The organism is Brachybacterium ginsengisoli (assembly GCF_002407065.1).
In the GTDB taxonomy this organism is placed as follows: Bacteria; Actinomycetota; Actinomycetes; order Actinomycetales; family Dermabacteraceae; genus Brachybacterium; species Brachybacterium ginsengisoli.
The window spans coordinates 550432-570845 of the sequence record NZ_CP023564.1; the positions used below are offsets into that span (position 1 = coordinate 550432).

12 protein-coding genes and 1 pseudogene are annotated in these 20414 nt (G+C 69.1%); 8 read left to right on the forward strand and 5 right to left on the reverse strand.

What is annotated here, in order from left to right; genetic code table 11:
- The first annotated feature begins 67 nt into the window (after positions 1-67).
- The 8 genes from CFK41_RS02420 to CFK41_RS02455 all read left to right on the forward strand — a co-directional run bounded on the left by CFK41_RS02420 (position 68) and on the right by CFK41_RS02455 (position 12612).
- Entirely contained in the window at positions 68-1870 is a 1803-nt protein-coding gene (locus tag CFK41_RS02420) for a glycosyltransferase (protein WP_096798235.1), read from the forward strand.
- Positions 1860-2756 carry an ABC transporter permease gene (locus CFK41_RS02425; protein ID WP_096798236.1) on the forward strand — a complete coding sequence of 299 codons (897 nt, stop codon included), beginning with the start codon at positions 1860-1862 and terminating at the stop codon, positions 2754-2756. Before CFK41_RS02420 ends, CFK41_RS02425 begins: the two co-directional genes overlap by 11 nt.
- On the forward strand, positions 2737-3840 hold the full coding sequence (locus CFK41_RS02430) for an ABC transporter ATP-binding protein (protein ID WP_096798237.1): 1104 nt from the start codon (positions 2737-2739) through the stop codon (positions 3838-3840). The genes CFK41_RS02425 and CFK41_RS02430 overlap by 20 nt, the downstream gene beginning before the upstream one ends.
- On the forward strand, positions 3837-5009 hold the full coding sequence (gene wecB, locus CFK41_RS02435; protein WP_096798238.1) for a non-hydrolyzing UDP-N-acetylglucosamine 2-epimerase: 1173 nt from the start codon (positions 3837-3839) through the stop codon (positions 5007-5009). Before CFK41_RS02430 ends, wecB begins: the two co-directional genes overlap by 4 nt.
- An 87-nt stretch (positions 5010-5096) precedes the next feature.
- The gene (locus CFK41_RS02440) at positions 5097-6929 is read left to right on the forward strand and encodes a tetratricopeptide repeat-containing glycosyltransferase family protein (RefSeq protein ID WP_096798239.1); all 1833 of its coding nucleotides are present in this window, start codon (positions 5097-5099) and stop codon (positions 6927-6929) included.
- Positions 6930-7562 (forward strand): hypothetical protein, encoded by a 633-nt coding sequence (locus CFK41_RS02445; protein WP_096798240.1) that lies wholly within the window; start codon positions 6930-6932, stop codon positions 7560-7562.
- Positions 7559-9760, forward strand: coding sequence for a CgeB family protein (locus tag CFK41_RS02450; protein ID WP_096798241.1), 2202 nt, complete (start codon positions 7559-7561; stop codon positions 9758-9760). Before CFK41_RS02445 ends, CFK41_RS02450 begins: the two co-directional genes overlap by 4 nt.
- Positions 9757-12612, forward strand: coding sequence for a polysaccharide pyruvyl transferase family protein (locus CFK41_RS02455; protein WP_096798242.1), 2856 nt, complete (start codon positions 9757-9759; stop codon positions 12610-12612). Before CFK41_RS02450 ends, CFK41_RS02455 begins: the two co-directional genes overlap by 4 nt.
- A gap of 308 nt (positions 12613-12920) precedes the next feature.
- Here the strand turns inward: CFK41_RS02455 and CFK41_RS18115 are convergent.
- The 5 genes and pseudogenes from CFK41_RS18115 to CFK41_RS02480 form a co-directional block, all read right to left on the reverse strand.
- A pseudogene (locus CFK41_RS18115) lies at positions 12921-13388 on the reverse strand (FAD-dependent oxidoreductase); the annotation flags it as partial.
- 54 nt (positions 13389-13442) lie between these two features.
- A complete protein-coding gene (locus tag CFK41_RS02465) occupies positions 13443-14567 on the reverse strand; it encodes an FAD-dependent oxidoreductase (protein ID WP_096798244.1) in 1125 nt (374 codons plus the stop codon).
- Between the two features lie 124 nt (positions 14568-14691).
- Positions 14692-16875, reverse strand: a complete 2184-nt coding sequence (locus CFK41_RS02470; RefSeq protein ID WP_096798245.1) for a PQQ-binding-like beta-propeller repeat protein — start codon at positions 16873-16875, stop codon at positions 14692-14694.
- 19 nt (positions 16876-16894) lie between these two features.
- The gene (locus CFK41_RS02475) at positions 16895-18565 is read right to left on the reverse strand and encodes a DUF6270 domain-containing protein (RefSeq protein WP_096798246.1); all 1671 of its coding nucleotides are present in this window, start codon (positions 18563-18565) and stop codon (positions 16895-16897) included.
- A complete protein-coding gene (locus CFK41_RS02480) occupies positions 18562-20397 on the reverse strand; it encodes an asparagine synthetase B family protein (RefSeq protein ID WP_096798247.1) in 1836 nt (611 codons plus the stop codon). Before CFK41_RS02480 ends, CFK41_RS02475 begins: the two co-directional genes overlap by 4 nt.
- Between the last annotated feature and the right edge of the window lie 17 nt (positions 20398-20414).

Consider the following 20414-nt stretch of genomic DNA (forward strand, 5'->3'; position numbering starts at 1 on the left):
CTGACGGGGTGATCGGTAAGCTACGCACCGTCTTGGACCTCGCGCCCCGGCGCTCGAAAGGAGGATCGTGCCTGAAGCCCACCGCGTGCTGCGGAACGCACGGCTCCTCACGCAGGCGGTCGTCCAGCATCTGCTCGATGACCCCGCTCTGCTCCCGATCCAGGTCAGCCGACGCCTGCCCCTGCGTGCGCGCCGACGCATCGGGAACGGCCTGAGGGCTGCGTTCGGCTCGCTGCCCGGAGGGCAGGGCCTGGCGGCGCTCGGCGCCTCCATGGCGGGGGATGAGGACAGGGCGCTCCACCTGCTCCGCGCGGAGGGCGTGCAGCGGTCACGCGCCGCCGGCGAGGTGGCCGTGCTCCTGGACCGGGCGGATCTCCTGCCCGCCGACGCCGCTCCCGCGGTCCGTGCGCGGGGGCAGTGGCAGCTCGGCGAGCTCGGCGGGGCCGTGCGCACCCTCGAGGCCGCAGGCCGTGGTGAGCGGTCCCAGGCCCGGCAGTACCGCAGCGAGCTCCGACTCCTGGGCGAGGACCACAGGCTGCGGGTCCGCAGCGAACGGTCGCAGAGCGGACCGTCGGCCGACGGCCCCCTGCGGGTCCTCCACCTGCTCACCAACTCCCTGCCGCACACGCAGTCCGGGTACGCGCTGCGCACGCACAACATCCTCACGTCACTCGCAGCGCAGGGGATCGAGTCCCTGGCACTAACGCGCACCGGATATCCCGTGATGCTCGGCAAGCCGTTCTGCGAGGACGAGGACGTCATCGACGGGATCCGATACCGGCGGACGCTCCCGTCACGGCTCGGGGCGAGTCCGGAGGAACGCCTGGAGCAGGAGGTGGACGAGGCGCTCCGCCTGGTGGGGGAGTTCCGCCCGCATGTCCTGCACACGACCAGCGACTACCGCAATGCTCTCGTCGCGCAGGCGGTGAGCGCCGCGACCGGCCTGCCCTGGGCCTACGAGGTGCGCGGCCTGATGGAGCAGACCTGGATCGCCTCGCACCGCAGTGCGACCACCCGTGCCGCCGCGGCACAGTCCGAGAAGGTCGAGAGGATCATCGCGGCGGAGGCATCGCTGGCCCGGGAGGCGAGCGCCGTGGTCACGCTCAGCCGCACCATGGCCGAGGTGCTCGAAGCACGAGGCGTGCCCGGGGAGCGCATCTCGCTCGTCCCCAACGGGGTCGACGAGACCCTGCTCGCCGAGACCCTCGACCCGGCCCTCGCAAGGGACCAGATCGGGTTGGACCTCCCCGCAGGGGCGTTCGTCGTCGGCGCGGTCAGCGCCCTCGTCGACTACGAAGGGTTCGACGTGCTGCTCCGCGCCGTCGCCCTGCTCCTGGAGGATCCGGGCGTGTCCCAGGAGGACCGCGACCGGCTCCACGTCCTGCTGGTCGGGGACGGGGTCGCCGCCCCGGCGCTCCAGGAGCTCGCCGGCGCCCTCGGGATCCGCGAGCGGCTGCACATGCCGGGCAGGGTGCCGGCGCCCTCGGCTCGCACCTGGGTCCAGGCGCTCGACGTCGTCGTGGTGCCCCGCAAGGATCTCGAGGTCACCCGCACGGTCACCCCGCAGAAGCCGGCGGAGGCCCTCGCCCTGGGACGCCCGGTGGTGGTCAGCGATCTTCCCGCGCTGCGGGAGACGGTCCTCGACCAGGCCGGGCACCTCGTGGGGGAGCCCGTGCGGGCCGACGATCCGTCCGCTCTGGCGGGCGCTCTGAGCCGGCTGATGTCCGACCGGACCTGTCGTGAAGATCTCGCGCGACGGGGCAGGCGGGCCGCTGCGGCGAGGAGCTGGGCGGCGTCGATGAGAACATACGAGCACATGTACAGATCGGTCATGGCGTCTGGAGTCGAGGAGCGGGTCAGTGGCGAGTGAGGTGAAGAGCACCACCGATGTGAAGCGCGCCCTCGAGGCCAAGGGCCTCGATCCGAGCGCGCTCACGCGGATCGGGGTGCGCCCGCCGCTGGGCGAGTACATCCAGCAGCTGTGGCAGCGGCGGCATTTCATCTGGTACGACTCCAGGCATCGCGCATCGACCCAGAACTCAGGGATGCTCCTGGGCAACGTGTGGCTCTTCCTCCGCCCCCTGGTCGACGTGGCGTTCTACTTCGTCATCTTCGGCCTGGTGCTGGACTCCGGACGCGGCATGGAGAACTTCGCAGCTTTCCTCACCATCGGGATCCTGCTCTACCGCTCGACCGCGACCTCGATCTCCTCCGGCACGGGTCTGCTCCGGAGCAACAAGGCGATGATCAAGGCCTTCACCTTCCCCAGGGCGTCGATCCCGATCTCGGCGGTGCTCCAGGCCACGATGACGGCGGTCTTCACGACTTTCGTCATGTGCATCGCCATCATGGTGATCCCGCCGTTCGTCGTCCCGAAGGCCACGTGGGTGCTGGTGGTCCCGATCTTCCTGATCCAGGCGGTGCTGAACCTGGGCGTCATGCTCATCACGGCGCGGATCGGGTTCCATCTTCCCGACCTGGCGAATGTGCTGGGCGTGGTGAGCAGGTTCCTGATGTACGCCTCGGGTGTCATGTTCCCCATCGAGAGGTTCGTCCACAACGAGACCGCTCTGAGCATCGTGACCCTCAACCCGCTGTATCAGATCATCGACATGATGCGCACTGCTCTGATGGACGGGCAGGTCCCCGATCTGCGGGCATGGACGATCTCCATGCTGTGGGCCGTGGGCATCCTGGTCGTGGGGTTCATCTACTTCTGGCGGGCGGAGGAGAGCTATGGCCGAGAGCTCGGATGACCTCGCCCTGCCGGAGGACGATGACCAGCAGGAGACCCTGTGGGTCGCGCCCGAGGAGTCGCCCCTCACGGTCGTGGCCCATCGCGTGCGGATGCGCTACAAGGTGCCGCGCACCGATCGGGCGCCCCGGACCGGCCTCCTCGGAAAGCTCGCGCCGCGTCGCTCCATGGTCTCCGTCTCCGCCGTGCGCGGCGTGGACCTGCTGGTGCGCGAAGGCGAGTTCGTGGGCATCATCGGCCGGAACGGGTCGGGCAAGTCCACTCTGCTGAGGATGCTCGCGGGCGTGGAGCCGCCGACGTCCGGATCGGTGTACACCAGTGCGAGGCCTCAGCTCCTGGGAGTGAGCGCGGCGCTGATGAGCGAGCTCACCGGGGCCGAGAACATCAAGCTCGGGTTCCTGGCTCTGGGGATGACCCCGGAGAAGGCCGAGGAGCTGATGCCGCAGGCCGCCGAGCTCTCCGCTCTCGGAGGAGCGGTCGATCTGCCCATGCGGACGTACTCCTCCGGAATGTCCTCCCGCCTCAAGTTCGCGATCTCGGTGATGGCCCAGCCCAAGATCCTGATGGTCGATGAAGCGCTCTCGACGGGCGACGCGACCTTCTCCAAGAGGTCCAAGGCGAAGATGGACGAGCTGCTGGAGAACGCAGGGACGGTCTTCATGGTGAACCACGCGCCGCGCGCGATCGAGAACGTGTGCTCACGCGTCATCTGGATGGAGAAGGGCCGCATCGTGATGGACGGCGACACCAAAGAGGTCTCCGCCATGTACCGCTCCTTCACGTACCGCATGGCGCGCGATCGTCAGGATGAGGCCGACGCGATCCTGCGCGAGGCGGTCGCCCACGGGGAGGCTCAACGATCAGCGTCCGCGCTCACCCTCCCGGACGACTCCGCGACGTCACCGGTCGATGCGGCTGACGATGTCCCGGAGCTCGAGCCCGATCCGTTCGTGTCCATCTTCGAGCGCCAGATGAGACCTCAGAGCTTCCCCGGGGCGAGTCTGCCCAGAGACCACGACACCGACAGCAGCAGTGCTGCTGTCTCCGAGAACAATTCCCCCGAACGACGAGGACGGCACGCATGACTCTCCGCATCATGACCATCTACGGCACCCGACCCGAGGCGATCAAGGTCGCCCCGATCATCAAGGCGATCGAGGCGGAGGACGGGCTCGACAGCATCACCGTGGTGACGGGTCAGCACCGCGAGATGCTCGACCAGGTGAACACCATGTTCGGCATCGTCCCCGACCACGACATGAACATCATGAGCGCCGGTCAGTCGCTCAACACCATCGTCGCCAAGGTGATCTCCGGCGTGGATGAGATCCTCGAGCAGGAGACTCCTGACGCGGTGATCGTCCAGGGCGACACCTCGACGGTGATGGGCGCGGCCGTCGCCTCGTTCAACCGTCAGATCCCGGTCATCCACCTCGAGGCGGGACTCCGCTCGGGTGACATCAACTCGCCCTTCCCGGAGGAGGCGAACCGGAAGCTGACGAGCCAGATCGCGGCTCTCCACCTGGCCCCCACCTCGACCAGCCGTGACAACCTCACCCGAGAGGACGTCAGCGAGAACGACATCGTCGTCACCGGCAACAGCGTGATCGACACGCTCATGTTCGCCACCGAGAACCTGCGCGTGCCCTTCGAGGACCCGCGCCTCGAGGACCTCCGCGCCGCGAAGGAGGCCGGCACCGCCGGCCGCGTTCTGCTGGTCACCGCGCATCGTCGCGAGAACCTGGGCACGGCGATGGAGGACATCGGCCAGGCTGTGGCCGAGCTCGCCCGCAAGTACCCGGACCTCGCCGTGGTCTTCCCGATCCACAAGAACCCGAAGGTCCGCTCCGCGATCCGTCCGGCCGTCGAGGGGCTCGAGAACGTCTACCTCATCGAGCCGCTCGCCTATGCCGAGTTCACCCAGGTGCTCAGCCTCGCCGATGTGGTGCTCACCGATTCCGGCGGCGTCCAGGAGGAGGCCCCGAGCCTCGGGAAGCCTGTCCTGGTCATGCGGGAGAACACCGAGCGCCCCGAGGCCGTGGTCGCAGGTACCGTGAAGCTCATCGGAACCCACAAGCAGCGACTGGTCGACGAGGTCTCGCTCCTTCTGGACTCCGGTGAGGCGTACGCGGGTATGGCGAACGCCGTGAACCCCTACGGTGATGGCAAGGCCGCCGTGCGGACCATCGAGGCCATTCGATGGAAGTTCAACGGGGCCGAGCGCCCCCGGGACTTCGGCAGCGCCCCCCGCTGATCCGTCGGGCCCGGGTCGCGAGGCGACGCGGGTCGATCGGGTGGCGTTCGACGTTTCGGTATCACTGGGAGGAGGCTCGCTCTGGAGATGAACGACCACGACACCTCGTCGCGGGAGGGCCTGCGCGGCGACCTCCCGGTGCTCGTGAGCTTCTACGGCGGGGACGAGTACTACCACCGCAGTGCGGAGCGGCTCCGGGCGGACTGCGATGCTCTCGGCATGCGCCACCACATCGAGGAGCGCGACGTCACCGGTCTGGCATGGCCGGAGATCTGCCGGGAGAAGATCAGCTTCTACGGCCGGATGCGTGAGCAGTACGGCGCCTTCCTCTGGACGGACGTCGACAACCGGCTGCTCGCGGTTCCGGAGGTCCTGTCCGGGAGCAGAGCGGACTTCGGCGGCTTCATCGGGCGGCGGAAGTACCTGCGGGACTACGACCCCTACGAGGTGGCGCGCTTCTGGATCCCCGCGGTGCTGTACTTCGGCTCGTCCGAGATCACGGGGCGGTTCATCGACGCGCTCGGGGAGCGGGAAGCCTCCACCGAGGAGGACGTGACCGATGACTGGGTGCTCCAGGAGACGTGGAGGACGTTCCCCGAGGAGATGAGCCTCCTCGTCCTGCCCCCGAGCCTGCTCGAACGCGAGGGTGACGAGGAGGTCGGCGCTGCGGTCTTCCACATCGGGGACAGCGGTCATGTGCGGGACTTCCGCGGGAAGGTCGCACAGCACGCCTCGAAGGGTGCGGATCTCCAGCTCCGCGGCAAGATGCTCGCAGCGGAGAGCCGAGACGCGATGAAGGAGGGGGCCCGGGAGGACGCCCTGGTCCTCGCCGAGCATGCGCACCGCCGGCTGCCCGACGACAGCGAGGCCGTGCTGCGCCTGTCCAACTACCTCCTCTCCTCCGGTGACCTCGATCGTTCGGATGCGGTGCTGAAGGAGTTCGTGGCCGGTCATCCCGGGAATCTCGCCGTGCGCGATGCCCTGGTGCGGCGCCTCTCCCGCCGAGGTGAGCACGACGCGGTCGGCGACCAGCTGACGGAGATGCTCGGCGCCGAGGAGCCACGAGTGATCGCCCGCGCCCAGGCGCTCGCCTACGAGACCGAGCTCGACCGGCGCGCTCAGGAGAGCGGGGAGAGCGACCGGTCGCGTCCGTCGGTGTGGTGGGCGCGCATCCCGGCTCCGGGCCACTTCGCCGAGGTCCTCAAGCCGTGGGTCGTCGATCAGGTCGTGCAGGGAACCCCACGGTTCGGCCGACGCCAGCGTGCACTCCTGACGGGTGAGGGCTCGCTGGCGACCGCCACCGAGTCGAGCGTCGTCTGGGGCAGCGGGCTGCGCGACGCCGAGGAGGTCCCGCAGAGCGGGGCGACCTACCTCGCGGTACGAGGCCCTCGAACGCGCCGAGCGCTGCTCGCGGCGGGTGGCTCCTGCCCCGAGACGTTCGGCGACCCCGCGCAGCTGCTCCCGGAGCTCCTGCCCATGGCGAAGCCCGCCAGGCGCCGCCACTATCTCGGGTTCTTCCGCGGAGCAGGGGACCTCTCGACATCGGTCGTCCTGGACGGTGTGCACGAGATCGACCCCGTGGGCACGCCCCCGGGAGTCATCGAGCGGGTCGTCGAGGAGTTCTTGCACTGCCGAGGCATCCTCACGACGAGCCTGGCCGGACTGGTGGCGGCGCACGCCTACGGCATCCCCGCGAGGTGGTGCACCCTGGGCAGCGGACCGGCGGAGACGGACGGAGAGGATTTCCGCGACTACTTCGATGCCGTCGGGCTCGCTCCGCAGGAGCCACTCGACCTCTCCACCCTTCCGGCCATCACCAGGGATCTGCTGCGCGAAGTTCCGTCGCTGAAGGCGGCCCCTCCCGTCGATCCGACCTTCTCCCGCGCGTTGAGCCAGCACTACGTCATGGAGGTGGGGTGAATGTCGTCCGCACCGCTCGAGCCCTCACGCGGCACCACCGATCAGCTGCGGGAGCTCGTCGCCGACCTCCCGGCGGCGTTCCGCTACGGACGCCGACTGGACGAGAGGAAGGCCCGCGTCCTCTCGATCCTCGACATCTACCAGCACCGGGCGCTCAGCGCTCGAGCGGAGCTCGTCGAGGTGGGGATCCTGGACGGGGCGATGGCCGTGCGTCGCCTCCGCCCGGACGTCGTCCTCGTGCAGACCACCGGGGCGACCGAGCACACCGCATGGGCTGGGAAGATCGCCACCGGGAGCAGGGTCAACGACCACCTGGCGCAGCTCGTCGACGCCGCGAAGGAGTCGGGCGTGCGCGTCGTCGTGCTCTGCACCGCCGTCCCGGACGCCCTCGCTGACCACTCCGGCCTGCTGGCCCTCGCCGACCTGGTCATCTCGCCGCGGAGCGACACCTCCGCGGTGCTGCGCTCTCGGGAGGATCTCGGAGGCCGACTGCTGACGGGGTCGGATGCCGTGGAACGGTTCGGCCCCCGCTCGACCACCCGCGATGACGATCCGGTGCTGCGGGTCCTCGTGGAGACCTTTTGCGCAGCGGCGCTGAACGGTGCCGCCGCACCGGCGGGAGGACCTCGATGAGGATCGTGCTCTTCGACGCCATCATGGAGACCCACGTCGTCTCCTCGCTCGCACGCGCCCTGGGGGAGCGTGGGCATGCGGTCGCCACCACCGGGCAGCTGTCGTGGGGGCACGTCCCCATCTCCGATCCCGTCGACCTCCGGCGCGTGGATGCGGCGATCGACGATGCGCTGGCCTTCGGCCCCGATGTCGTCCTGGTGTTCCGCCCGACCAGCCTCCCGCACGCCCAGCTGCGCCGACTGCGGCGTTCAGGGGCACAGCTCATGGCGTGGTTCTCAGACGACCCCGTGCTCTGGGGGCTCTCCTACGGTGCGGCGGTCGACCTCTACGATGTGATCCTCCACTGCGGGAACGCCGATGTCCTGGCCTTCTACGAGACGACCCACGGCCGCGCCACCGGGGTGAACATCCCGTTCTGGACGGACGAGGTCGAGTTCCCGCGCGTGGGAGCCACGCTTCCCGCGGAGACGGAGGTCCTCTTCCTCGGCAACGTCGGGGATCGCATCCGCCGCGGGCGGTACTTCGACCTCGGGCTCCTCGATCTCGACCTCCGGGTCCATGGCAGGACGGGCGACGACTACTTCGACCTGTCGGGCGGTTACCTCGATACCCGGGAGGAGGTGCTCGATGCTGCCGCACGATCGCGACTGGCCGTGAACATCCCCCAGCTCTTCACCGATCACCACGGGGCCCCGACATGGTTCGACGGACTCGGCGATCTCGGCGTCTTCGACACTCCGAGCAGGATCGTGCAGTACGCCGCGATGGGGCTTCCCGTCGTCTCCCTGCAGCCTGCAGGTGCCGGTCCCCTCGGATTCGCGGACATCCCGATCGCGCGGGACCCGGCGGAGCTGAGGGGAATCGTCCACGAGCTCCTCACCTCCGAGGAGCTCCCCGCGCTCGCCGAGTCCCTCCACGGGACCTTCCAGCAGCACTTCAGCGCCGCCTCCAGGGCGCTCGCCCTCGAGAGCCTGGCGACCGACGATTCGTGGCGCCGACTGGATCCGGTCGGGCGCGCGGAGTGGTTCCTCGGATTCCCCGCCCAGCGCGAGGCACGAAGCGGGCATGCCCCGGAGAGGGCGACCGCGACCATCGGCCCGCACGCGGGTCGCGAGGTCGAGGCGCTGCCGTCGACCTCCCGGCAACGAGTGGCCGTGATCGGCATCGGACATGGCGAGTACTTCTCGCCGTACCGCACAGCCACCCGAGCTCTCGCCAGCGCCGGCCACGACGTCGTCGAGGTGTCCGCAGCATTGCTCGGGGAGCATTCGACCACGGACCCGACCGGCAGGTTCTCCCGCGTCGTGGACCTCGAGTCCCTCGACGGAGCAGTGGGCGGAGCGGACACCTTCCTGTTCGTCGGAGATCGGTACCTGCCCTCGCCGACGTCACGCCGGAAGATGCTCGAACACGGAACGGCTCGCGTCGCCGTCCATGCGCTCGGTGCGACCGGCCACTCGGAGCGGCTCGCCGCACTCGTCACGACGGCGGACGCCGCATCGTTCCTCCACCAGTCCGCGCTCGAGGCCTTCCGCGGCCGAGAGATCAGCGCCGCGATCCACCTCCCGCATCTAGTCGATGCCGTCTACCGCGAGACCACCGAGAGGCTCGCCGCACAGGGTGAGCGCCATGCTCGTGCGGCAGTCGTCGCGGAGTCGGCGAGCGACCTCCTGGCGCACGAGGACCTCCTCGGCGCGCTGGGGCCGTTGTCGAAGCAGATCTACATCCTCGAGGAGGAGAAGGGGCGTCCTCACGGTCTCGCGAATCTCGCACGCATCGCGCGCAGCGAGATCGTCGTCGCCGTCGGCGCCGCCTCCCGCGGCGCCGGGCACCAGCTCCTGCCCCACCTGCTCACCGGCGCGGGCGTCGTGGTGCTGCCGCGATCGGAGCAGCCGAAAGGCGTCGCAGAGGGAGAGCAGGCGTGGGTCCTCGCCGCCTCGGGGCGCGAGCTCAACCAGAAGCTCCACCGTCTCGCATCCCACCCGGCGGCGGTCACCTCCCTGCGCCGCGCTGCATCGGCACGCACACAGGGGGAGTTCTGCGCTGAGACGGGTCTCGATCGGCTCCTCTCGCTCGCGCACTCGCCCGTCTCCGCGAAGCCTCCTCCCCTCTCAGACGGAGACCGGCCTCCGCTTCCACCCGGCATCTCCCCGCAGAACCCCATCCCCACCCCCACGAACACGGCAGGACAGGAATGAACCAGAACATCGAGCGGCTCCGGCGAGAGCTCCAGGACAAGATCTTCGATCAGGGCTTCCACTGGAAGATCCTCTTCATCGGCACATCGGTCAACGGCACCACCGATATCGTCTCGTCCCTCTCCCGCTCCCTGCGCAACCTCGGCCACCACGTGCTGGACCTCGACACGTCGCGCCATCGCGTGCTCGAGAACCCGCTGCGCCGCCAGGGCGGGATGGGACCGGTGTACGTCAGCTACGACAAGATCAAGCAGACGGTCGACGCCTTCGAGCCCCAGGTGATCGTGTGCTGCGCCGGCGGCCTGACCTTCACGGAGGAGGACGCGCAGAAGCTCAAGGACCGGGGGATCGTCCTGGTGGGCATCACGCTCTCGGACCCGGACGTCTTCCCCTCGATCCGGGACCACCAGCACGTCTTCGACGTCCACACGACCAACGCGACCGCCGCGATGCCCATGTACCGCGAGGCGGGCATGCACAACACGGTCTACTTCCCCTTCGGCATCGACCGCGGGTTCGTCACGCAGGAGATCCCGGAGGATCCCGCCTTCGAGGCCGATGTCATCTGCCTCGGGCACGCGACCAATCGTCCGGATCGCAACGAGATGATGGTGGCCCTCGACAGGAAGTTCGACGTCAAGACCTACGGTCGTGGCTGGGAGATCCCGGATTCGATCACCGTGGGCGGCCAGGAGATGGTCCAGGCGCTCAAGGGTGGGAAGATCCACGTGAACTTCCCCCTGACGCGTGCGGGGTTCATCAACATCAAGTGCGGCGTCTTCGAGTCCGCCGGCCAGGGCCGGATGGTGGCCACCGGGCGCTTCGAGGAGATGGAGCAGTTCTTCACCTACGGTGAGGAGATCATCGGCTACGAGGACGAAGAGGATCTCTCGCGCCAGATCGAGTACTACCTCGCCAACCCCGAGGAGTACGAGCGCGTCGCCGAGAACGGCTTCCGGAGGATCATCAACGATCATCTCTACGAGCACCGGTGGATGTACCTGCTCGACATCCTGCGAGACCTCGGGGACGGCCCGGATGTCGAGGTCGGCCCCGAGCGCCTCGCCCAGATCAAGGAGACCCTGTCCGTCTCGTACCCGCGAGCGAAGAAGGTCATTCTCTCGGGCTTCTACGGCGCGAGGAACCTCGGCGACGAGATGATCCTCCGCAGCATCAGCTCCCGGCTCCGCGAGGCCGACCCCGCGATCCAGGTCAGCGTCGCGGCGGAGAGCCCCACCAGGGTGGAGGCGGCGCACGGTCTGCAGGCGTTCGACCGCAAGTCCCACACGATCGCCGGTTACCAGGTGAAGTCGGCGTCCGCCGTGCTCCTCGGCGGTGGCGGGCTCTGGCACGACTACACCTTCGAGCGCGGCGGCGGCCTCCCCGCACTGTTCACCGGAGGAACCATCTCCATGGCAGGGTTCGGCATCCTCCCGATGATGGGGAAGGTGCTGGACATCCCCTTCCACGTCGTCGGACTGGGTGTGGGCCCGCTGACGGATCCCTACGCGCGCAGGACCGTGAAGTTCCTCGCCTCGCAGGCGGACTCGATCTACGTGCGCGACCCCGAGTCCGCGGACCTGCTCCGGTCGCTGCCCGTCGACGAGGAACGGCTCACGGTGGGCCCTGACTCGGTGTACGCCATCGATCTGGACGAGGTCGAGCCCCAGGTGCCGGACGAGGTGCGACGTCTGCGCGAGGAGGGGTACACGGTCGTCGGCCTGAACCTTCGCCCGTGGGCGCAGGAGGACATGCTGGCGGTCGCGCTCCGTGTGCGGGACGCGCTCGTCGACCTGGCCGCACAGCTCGCCGAGCGGGGCGAGAAGCTCGCCGTGGTGGCGCTGCCGATGCAGGCCGGCGACCGGATGGACCGCGGGGCGATCGGACAGGTCACCCGGCGCCTGCCGAAGTCGATCCCTTCGGTCTTCGTGGATCGACAGGGCGAGCTCTCCCTCGCCGAGTACCTGGGTGCCCTCGAGGGCTGCCATGCAGTGCTGGCGATGCGGCTCCACGCGGGGCTCATCGCCCATCGGGTCGGGGTGCCGGTGGTCGGTCTGTGCTACGACCCGAAGGTGTACCGCCACTTCGCCGAGGTGGACCGCGTGGACGACGGGCTGGATCTCACGGCGGCCTCGTCGCAGATCTCCGAGCGCCTCCGGCTGGCGGTCACCGACGGCCTGAGCGAGCGGTCGCAGGAGCTCGTCCGTGACCACGCTCGGGACGCGCGGGCGGCCCTGGACATCTCCGTGCAGGCAGTCGCCGCGACTCCGGCGGTCCCCGCGGTCTATGAGGTCCCGGCCGAGAACGAGGCCCCTGTCCGCCGTCGTGCGGTTCCGCGGACGGATGTGGGCGCCTACTTCCAGGGGTTCACCGCGTCGCAGCAGGGTCTCGACGACATGAAGCTGCCCGGGAACCCGCATCTCCGGGCAGGTCTCCAGCGGATCGACCTCGCGCTCGAGTCCGAGATGCCCAAGGCCGGGATGACGATCTCGCAGTCCGGTCGGATGGAGCTCGTCGACCGCCGTGCGACCTCCGTGGATCTCGTGATCCACTCGAGGTGGCACAACCCGCGCGCGATCGGGCGGGTCTACCTCGAGGTGAGGATCGGATCCAAGATCCTCCGTCAGGATCTCGCGGTGTCCGGCGAGCCCATCGAGCTCAACTTCAGGACGTCCGGTGACGGGTCGATCCCCGTCGAGGTCAAGGTCTCCGTCGAGGCCGACACGTTCAAGGCGCGTTCCTGGACGCCGGCGACGACCGTCGGGCTCGAGATCACCGGATCCAGGAGGCTCGCCTCGGCGAAGGAGGAGCTGCTCATCGCCAGCCGGGGCGACGTCCGCTCCGCGGGCTGAGGGTCCTCCAGCACGTCCGGGCCGGCGGGGACGCCATCGATGATCGAGGGCGACCCCGCCGGCAGCCGGACGGGAGCGGGAGCCTGCGAGAGGGGGGCCAGCGTCTCCAGCAGGGCGGCAGCGGCGACGACGGCTGCTCCGCGGTCGACGGCGACGTACTGCTCCAGCGTCGGCTCGAGGACGACCTCGGTGGGGACGAGACGTCGCGCCACCGCGAGCGCGACCAGTGGGTAGTCCTCGTGGTCGCGCGGGATGCCCTCGATACGCACCGGAGAGATCAGGGCCCCACCGGTGGCGAGCTCGTGCTGAACGGAGGCGACGGGGACGTCGCGGGGTGACATGCCCCCGCGCACAGCGAGGGCGGCGAGCACCCCTGCTGCTTCGCCGATCGAGGTGACGGTCGGATGCACCCGGGTCGCGCTCGATGCGAGCCGCGAGGCCGAAATGTTCTTCTCCGCTGCGAGCAGACCCTCCATCGAGGCGGGGATGAGGCATCCCAACGGAATCGGGAACGGGCCGAACGTGAGGCGATTCGGCTTGTCCTCCAGGGTCTCGCCGAGATCTGTTTCGAAGTCCTCGACGTCGCGGGCGCCGTGGAGATCCGGGTGGTAGGTGCCGGTCGCGACGGAGTCCTCGTTCCACGGGGCGCAGTCGCGCATCCGCCCACGGGTGATCATCGCCCCGGTCAGGGTCTGCGTCCCGATGAGCCGTCGGCTCTCCCGGATGTACGGGATCAGGGGGAAGTGGCGTTCGAGTGCGCGGTACTCGGCGGGCAGATACGGGTTGCCTCGCTCGTCGGGCCCGTCGGCGAAGCCCTCATCCGTGGTGACCTACCAGTCCAGTCCCAGCACGTTCTGCAGGTGGTGGAGGACGCAGAGGGTCCGCAGCATCGCTCGCGCCTCATCGCGGAGCCTGGTGTCGGGATCGGTCAGATACCGCGAGGTGACGACCGTGTCGTTGAAGTGGTTGAGGCTCGTCCGGGTGACCAGCTGCCACTGCGCACCGTTGTGGGCGGTGCGCTTGGACAGATCCGGCGCTGCGCGATACCCGGCGAATCCCAGAGGTCCGTTCTTGGAGGACGGCTGGGCGTCCTTCGCCCCGGCGGGCGGGAAGGCTCGGAGAAGCTTCGCGGCGCTCTCGGACCATCCCTCGGGAGGGGTGCGGATCATGAGGTCGTCCGGGACGCCGTCGGGGTAGTGACGGATCACCGCGGCGCAGGTGATGCTCTGGATCTTCGACTCCACGGCGTCAGCGGCGCCGGGTGTGGAGGTGTCGACCCGGAGGCTCCCGATCCGGTGCGGCGCGGCGGCGAGCGCGAGGACCTGCCCGTCCTCAGTCGCGTCGATGACGATCGACCCGCGCACCTCTCCCGCCGAGGTGCGCAGACCGGTCAGACGGTCCGAGCTGCCGAGGGTGCTCTCGATCCGTGTGCTCCGGAGGACCGTGACCGCGGCCTCCTCCAGCATCTCCGATAGGACGCGCTCGACGATCACGACGTTCGGCGTGAGGGAGGCGTTGCGATAGTGGCCGACGTTGACCGGCCTCTCGAGCTCGTCGTGGTAGATGGCGAGGGTCCGTTCGACGATCTCTCCCCAGATCCCGTGGTCGTTGAGCGTCTCGTCGTAGAGGAAGGTGATGTCGAAGGCGGAGACTCCGGCCGCGGTCGCCTGGCCCCCGATCATGTGGGTCGGCTCGACGACCGCCACGCTCAAGCCCCGGCGGGCGGCTGCGACGGCAGCGGCAACTCCGGAGAGCCCTCCGCCGGCGATGATCACGTCGACCGAGCGCGCCTCGACGGGAGGGACGATGGACCAGCGAGCACGCTGGTCAGGAGGAACAGGAGTACGGCGAGGGGGTACGTGCCCGTCGGGGAACTCGCGGAATCTCGGAGGCGTCCATGCAGCATCGCTACGCAAGTCAGAAATATAAGGGCGAAGTCGGCAGGAAATGGACATAGTTAGTCAAACGTGACCATTCCCGAAATGCCGGCGCGCGCGGCGACTTCGGCGGGATCCGGCAGCGTGCCGGGTTGCCACGGCTCGGGCGTCGCGAGGCCCCGGGAGGGGCCCGGCGCACGTCCTAGAGTCCGACCTCAGCGATGTTCGTGCCCCGTGCCGGGACGAACAGCCGTCCGGCCGGGGAGGCGGTCACACGTGACCCGAAGACGTCGGCGCTCGACCCGTCCTGCACCTCGGAGAGCTCGCCGGTGAGGAAGTCCGCGACGGTCACGAACCCGCCGGCGGCATGGGCGATGAAGCGACCGCCGTCGACGACGGCGAGGTCCGCGGAAGCCCATCCCGGTCGCTGCGAGGAGTTGGCGACAGGGCCGAGCTCGTGCCGCGCCACCAGCTCCCCGTTGCGGGGATCGACGATCGCGAGTCCTTCGAGATCCGCGATCACCAGCCAGCCGGCCACCAGATGCGGTGAGTACAGCGCTCCGGTGTCCGGAACGGGTGACGTGCGCCAGAGGACCCGTCGAGTCGCGATGTCCAGCTTGAAGACGCAGGCAGGTCCCTCGGTGTCTCGTGCACCGGACCCGTTTCTCACCGAGGTCGTCCCGTAGACGAACTTCTCGCTGGCGACCAGTCCGATGATCGAATGCCCGGCGATGAACCCGTCGCCCTCGCCGTGCATCACCCAGGAGGTGGCGTTCGAGGCCCGGTCGATCCTGGCCAGCACTCCACCGGACCTCCCGTAGTCCGGCACCGTGCCGACGAAGAGGCTCGTGGAGTTCGACGCGAGCCCGTAGGGACGGGATTGGTCGTACTCATCGCTGTATCTCGCGATGCGCGTATAGCTGGAGCCGCTGTCGCGATCGCTCAGATCGCAGGAGATGATGTCGGCCCAGCTGTACGTCCCCAGGTAGAGGCGATCCGGCTCGATTCCGATCATGCTCTCGACCTGGTCGATGACGTCGACGGTGCCGGGGGACTGCCAGCGATCTCCGGTGTCGGGGTCGATGCCGACGATCCCGGACCCCATGAAGCCGCCGGCATACAGAGTCCCGTCGGCGGGGGCGAGGATGCTCTGCACCCTGAAACGTCCGGGTTCGAGGTGCACCGTGCGAGTCCGCCGGGAGTCGGAGGGGGAGCGAGGGATCAGTGCCAGAGCGGCGCCGTCGTCGGCTCCCTGGGAGATCAGGCGCTCGGAGCCTCGGAGGTGGACGGCGCGGGGCGTGGAGTCGGAGATGCTCGTGACGTGCTGGCGACCGGAAGCCCCGTGCGCGAACAGCTCTCCGTCCTGTGCCATGTAGTAGGTGTCGTCCTCGAGCAGCTCCGACGGCGGAGTCCTCACCCAGCCATGTTCGCGGAAGCTCCGGTCCCAGGTGCGGGCCTGCGAATCGAGCTCGAACACGTCCGGATGCCCATCGGTCGTCACGCGGACCTTCGTCGTGCCGGCGCGGATCGCCGTGATGAATCCGCTGTCGAGTGGTTCCGGGATCGGGATCTCGACCCGGGACTCCGGAGTGGTCCGGTGGAAGGTGAAGATCCTCGGGTTGAGAGCTCCGGTGCCGATCCACATCCGACCGCGGGCATCCATGGAGAGGCGGCGTACGTAGTCGGAGTCCGAGGCGAACTGCGTGAAAGCACGAGCTTCACGGGATGCCGGCGAGTATCGGAAGACCGTCCCCGTGGGGAAGGTACCACCCCAGACGGCGCCGTCCGGGTCGACCAGGAGCTCGTACAGGCTCGTCGCCCCGGGCACGTCCGCGACGTGCTCGATGTTGTTCGGGGCCGCCAGCCTCCAGTGGAAGAGCTTCCCGCCTGCGGAGAGATACAGGACCTCGCGGTCCTGGTCCCACGCCATGCTGAGGATCTCTGCCGGGGGATCGAGAGGGACGTCCAGGACGATCCGCGGCGACGACTCGTCGGCCGCCACGATCTGGAGCTGGTGGGACGTTCCGATGATGGTGGCCGCCACCCAGGAGCTCACCCCGTCACCCGTCCCGGCCAGCGGCAGGATCTCGCGCACCTTGAGGGAGGGGAACACGTCGTGGTGGGTGCGCGTCACCTGACGGACGGCGCCGGAGGGTTTCAAGGACTCCAGGAGCCGAGGGTCCCGTTCCGTCCAGGTGACCGAGGGACGCGCAGGCCGAGTCGCCGGCGGGGCGGTCGCCTCGACCGGCTCGTCGTCGTGGTCAGCGCTTCTCCGGGTGCCGACGACCACTGCGCCGGCGACGGACGCTCCTCCCAGGACGGCTCCGGCGATCAGCAGATTGCGTCGTGACGGGGTGGGCGTCGGATTCTGGTCCTGACGGTTCACCGATGGTCCTTGCGTGCGCTCATCGGCTGGTCCGCTGAGCGACCAGTTCTCTTGTGGCGGGAGCCGCCTGCCAGGACTCGGCGAGCTGTGCCCAGTCGCCGTCGACCGCGGCGACCGCTTCGAGCATCGTGCGGAGCACCGGGGCGGGGGGCGGCACATGTCCCGATCCCCAGTCGCCGAAATGGATCATGGCACCCTCGGGCCAGCCCACCTCCTCGAACCAGGGGATCAGCTGTGTCGAGACATGGGCATCCGCGGAGTTCTGCACATAGATCACCGTGTTCGAGAACCCCTCCGCGTAGAGCCGCCGTTGGTCTGCCCGGGGGTGCGACTCGAGCACCGCACGAGCCTGCTCCGCGCTGTCCGCACCGAAGCAGGCTCGTGCCATAGCGTCCCAGTGCACCTCGGCGTAGTCGAGGATCCGCGTCTGCGGGTTCACGGGCACCGCCAGGGACCCGGGGAACTCGTGGGAGAGGTTCAGGGCGGCGAACCCGCCCCCGGACATCCCGAAGAAGACCAGATGCTGGCCGCCCATCCGCTCCTGCAGGCCGCTGATCGCGTCGGTGAGCAGGGAGGTGGCGTTCAGAGTGTTCGTGCCGAGGTACCAGGCGAGTCCGAGGTCGGCGCTCGCGAGCAGCCCGGGATCGGACACGAAGATGCGGTTCATCCCGCTGCTCTGGCTGATCGCCCGTCCGGTGAAGATCGGGGGCTGCAGACCGGATCCGCCGAGGGCGGCGTGGAAGCTGACCAGCGTCGTCGCGGCGCCCAGGTTCTCCACGTACAGATCGAGCGGGTATCCGTGGCGCCGGATCGTCAGATAGGTCGATTCCCCGAGCGTCTCGGGAAGCGCGGCGACCGAATCCATCTCGAGGAAGTTCCCGTCTCCCCAGGGAGTGGTGTCGCGGCGCTCCAGCGCCGCCGGCCGAGGTTCCTCTGCGACCTCCGCGGCCAGATCGACGATCGCCTGTGCGAAGTACTCGTAGGCGGCGGCCTGGTAATGGAAGGGACTCGCTCCCCATTGATGGTTCCGTGAGGACTTCGCCAGCTCGGAGGGGAGCTCCGTGACACGGAGGCCGCAGTCCCGGAGAAAGCTCACGTAGCGCCCGTAGGCGGCGTTCGCGGCCTCGGGCCGCATCATCCAGTCGGGGATCTCGAGGTCCTCGCCCGTGTCGTAGGCAGACGCCCAAGGGGCATGGAGGACGAGGGTCCGGGGGAGCAGCTCCGCCTCTCGCAGCGCTCCGACGAATCGCCGGGCCCCCTCGGACCAGAGCGAGAAGTGCTCGTCGGTGCCGAACGGCACATGCTCTCCGTCACGCGAGGCCTCGCGGCCACCGGCGCCCCAGAACTCGCTGAGCTTGGTGGCGTAGTCCTGATCGAAGCGGATCACGCCGCCGCGCTCGTCGACGAGGTCGATGAGCACCACGTCGGTCGTCGTCGCCTGGGCGGCCAGCGCGGTGAGGAGGTCGCCGGCGAGGTCGCCGCGGACCATCCGCTGCTGGAAGGTGGAGGCGAGCTCGGTGAGCTGGGGCCGGATCGCGGTGGCATCCGTTCCCGCGCTGATCAGGGACTGCCGGGCGACGTACCGGGACAGCGTGAACTGCTCGGGCAGGTAGCCGAAGGTGTCGCGGCTGACGCAGCTGCCCCAGATGAAGGTGCTGATCGGGCCCTCGGCCGCTGGGCCTCCGCTCATGCCGGGATCTCGATCTCGATCGTCGCCGCGCTCGGGGCGGAGGCCTCGAGCCAGCGCCCGTCGGCCATGAACTGGGAGGAGAACAGAGCCCACGCGGCAGGCGCACGGTATCTCTTGCCGTCGAACATCTCGGCTACGGCGGTGCGGTCGATGAGGTCGAACAGGAGGGACTTCTCCTGGGAGAGCACGAACTCCTTGAAGTAGGAGGCCAGGGGCTTGTTGTAGGCGGATCGCCAGTTGTAGCCGGCGCGCGGCTGGTCGTGCGCCGAGTACGGGGCACGATCGTCCCAGCTCTCCGGCTTGTACATCGGATCGGGCCCCTTCTTCTCGAACGCCCATCTGTCGCGGAAGAAGGGAAGGTCCACCACCTCTGGAGCGAGCGTCGCCATCACCTCGTGGGCGATCCGCTCGCCCAGCAGCATCCGGGAGGGAAGGGTGCGCAGCAGACGCACCATCTGGTTGTTAATAAGCAGCGTGGTGTGGGAGCTGGTGACGGACTCCCCATGCCGCATCGTGGCCAGCCAGCGGCCCGTGCGGTTGGTGACGTAGGCCAGGAACGTGGCGCGTACGGGGTCCCGGTCGGCGAAGTCCAGGTATCCCTGGATGTCTGCGCGGACGGCCTCGGCCGCGAGCGGGGTGAGCAGGTCCTTGTTGTTGAACCATCGGGAGGTCAGCGCGGAGACGGCGTCCGACGAGCTCGGGGTCTCGCCGAGCTCCCTGGCGAAGCCGCCGCGGATGATCTCTCCGCCCTGCCCGCCGAAGTTCGTCTTCCTGGTGGTCGAGAGGTGCGGCCGCGACGGGTCCGGGAGCATGGTGAAGGCATTGCCCATCCCGCCGGTCGAGCGCAGTGTCGTCCATGCCTGGAGCTCGGGCTTCGCCTCGATGATGGCGGCGCCGCCGGCGGAGCGTCGCACGGGTGGGGTGACGAGCTTGTGCTCCACTCCGAGCGCACCGGTCACCGTGGTGCCCACGGCGGCCTCGCCGCTCTCGGGCAGGCCGTTGGTGTAGGTGGAGAAGTCGATCCCGGCGGCGTGCAGCGTGGAGACCACCAGGCGGCTGTCCTTGCCGCCGGTGATCGCGGCGGCCACCTCTCCGGAGCCGGAGGCGAGCACCTTCGCGTAGTCGACGAGGCCCTGCGCGATGGTCTCCGCGGTCGCCGAGACATCCGCGGCGGAGTCGTCCTGTTCCACCTCGTCGTACGTGATGCGCAGGTCCGTGCGCTCGTCGGAGCTGAGCTTCGCGGCGGCGTCCAGGGTGCGCACGCCCTCGAAGGGAGTCGCGTCGGCGAAGGGCAGCCCGTGCATGAGGAACGCGGCCGTCCCGACGCGGCTGTATTCGGGGGTGCCGTTGCCGCGCATCGTCGCGAGCAGGGCGGCAGAGTTGCTCACCACCACCGCGGTCGGCGTGGAGATCCAGTACACCGATTCGGAGCGGTGCTGGTTCGTATAGGCCACGAGGGCGTCCGGAGTCGCGCCGAGCAGGGCGAAGCTGCCGATGCCGGACCAGATCGCCTCGTCGTCCGCGGTGGCTGCGGTGGACGATCGGAGACGAGCGTGCAGGTCCCCGCCCATGATGCCGGTCCACGACCAGCATCGTGCCTTGTTCCCGATCCAGCCGTCGCGCTCGCGGATGGGCGGCTCCTCATTGGAGCGGAAGATGGTGGCGACCCGGCCCTCGGAGGGGACCCAGCGGAGGTCCTGGGTGGTGTTCTCCTCCGGCCACGGCTGGACGGCGCCCAGCGCCGCGTAGGCGGCGCGCACAGCATCGCGGAGCGGGCCGCGCTCGGACCGCGGGACGTCGTTCTTGACGCGGATTCCGACGAAGAGCCTCATCGGTGTACCTCAGTTCT

Bases quoted from the DNA above. Each gene is read 5' to 3' on its own strand.
- CFK41_RS02430 (WP_096798237.1), top strand. From the start codon at position 2,737: ATGGCCGAGAGCTCGGATGACCTCGCCCTGCCGGAGGACGATGACCAG.
- wecB (WP_096798238.1), top strand. From the start codon at position 3,837: ATGACTCTCCGCATCATGACCATCTACGGCACCCGACCCGAGGCGATC.
- CFK41_RS02440 (WP_096798239.1), top strand. From the start codon at position 5,097: ATGAACGACCACGACACCTCGTCGCGGGAGGGCCTGCGCGGCGACCTC.
- CFK41_RS02445 (WP_096798240.1), top strand. From the start codon at position 6,930: ATGTCGTCCGCACCGCTCGAGCCCTCACGCGGCACCACCGATCAGCTG.
- CFK41_RS02450 (WP_096798241.1), top strand. From the start codon at position 7,559: ATGAGGATCGTGCTCTTCGACGCCATCATGGAGACCCACGTCGTCTCC.
- CFK41_RS02455 (WP_096798242.1), top strand. From the start codon at position 9,757: ATGAACCAGAACATCGAGCGGCTCCGGCGAGAGCTCCAGGACAAGATC.
- CFK41_RS02465 (WP_096798244.1), bottom strand. From the start codon at position 14,567: ATGTCCATTTCCTGCCGACTTCGCCCTTATATTTCTGACTTGCGTAGC.
- CFK41_RS02475 (WP_096798246.1), bottom strand. From the start codon at position 18,565: ATGAGCGGAGGCCCAGCGGCCGAGGGCCCGATCAGCACCTTCATCTGG.
- CFK41_RS02480 (WP_096798247.1), bottom strand. From the start codon at position 20,397: ATGAGGCTCTTCGTCGGAATCCGCGTCAAGAACGACGTCCCGCGGTCC.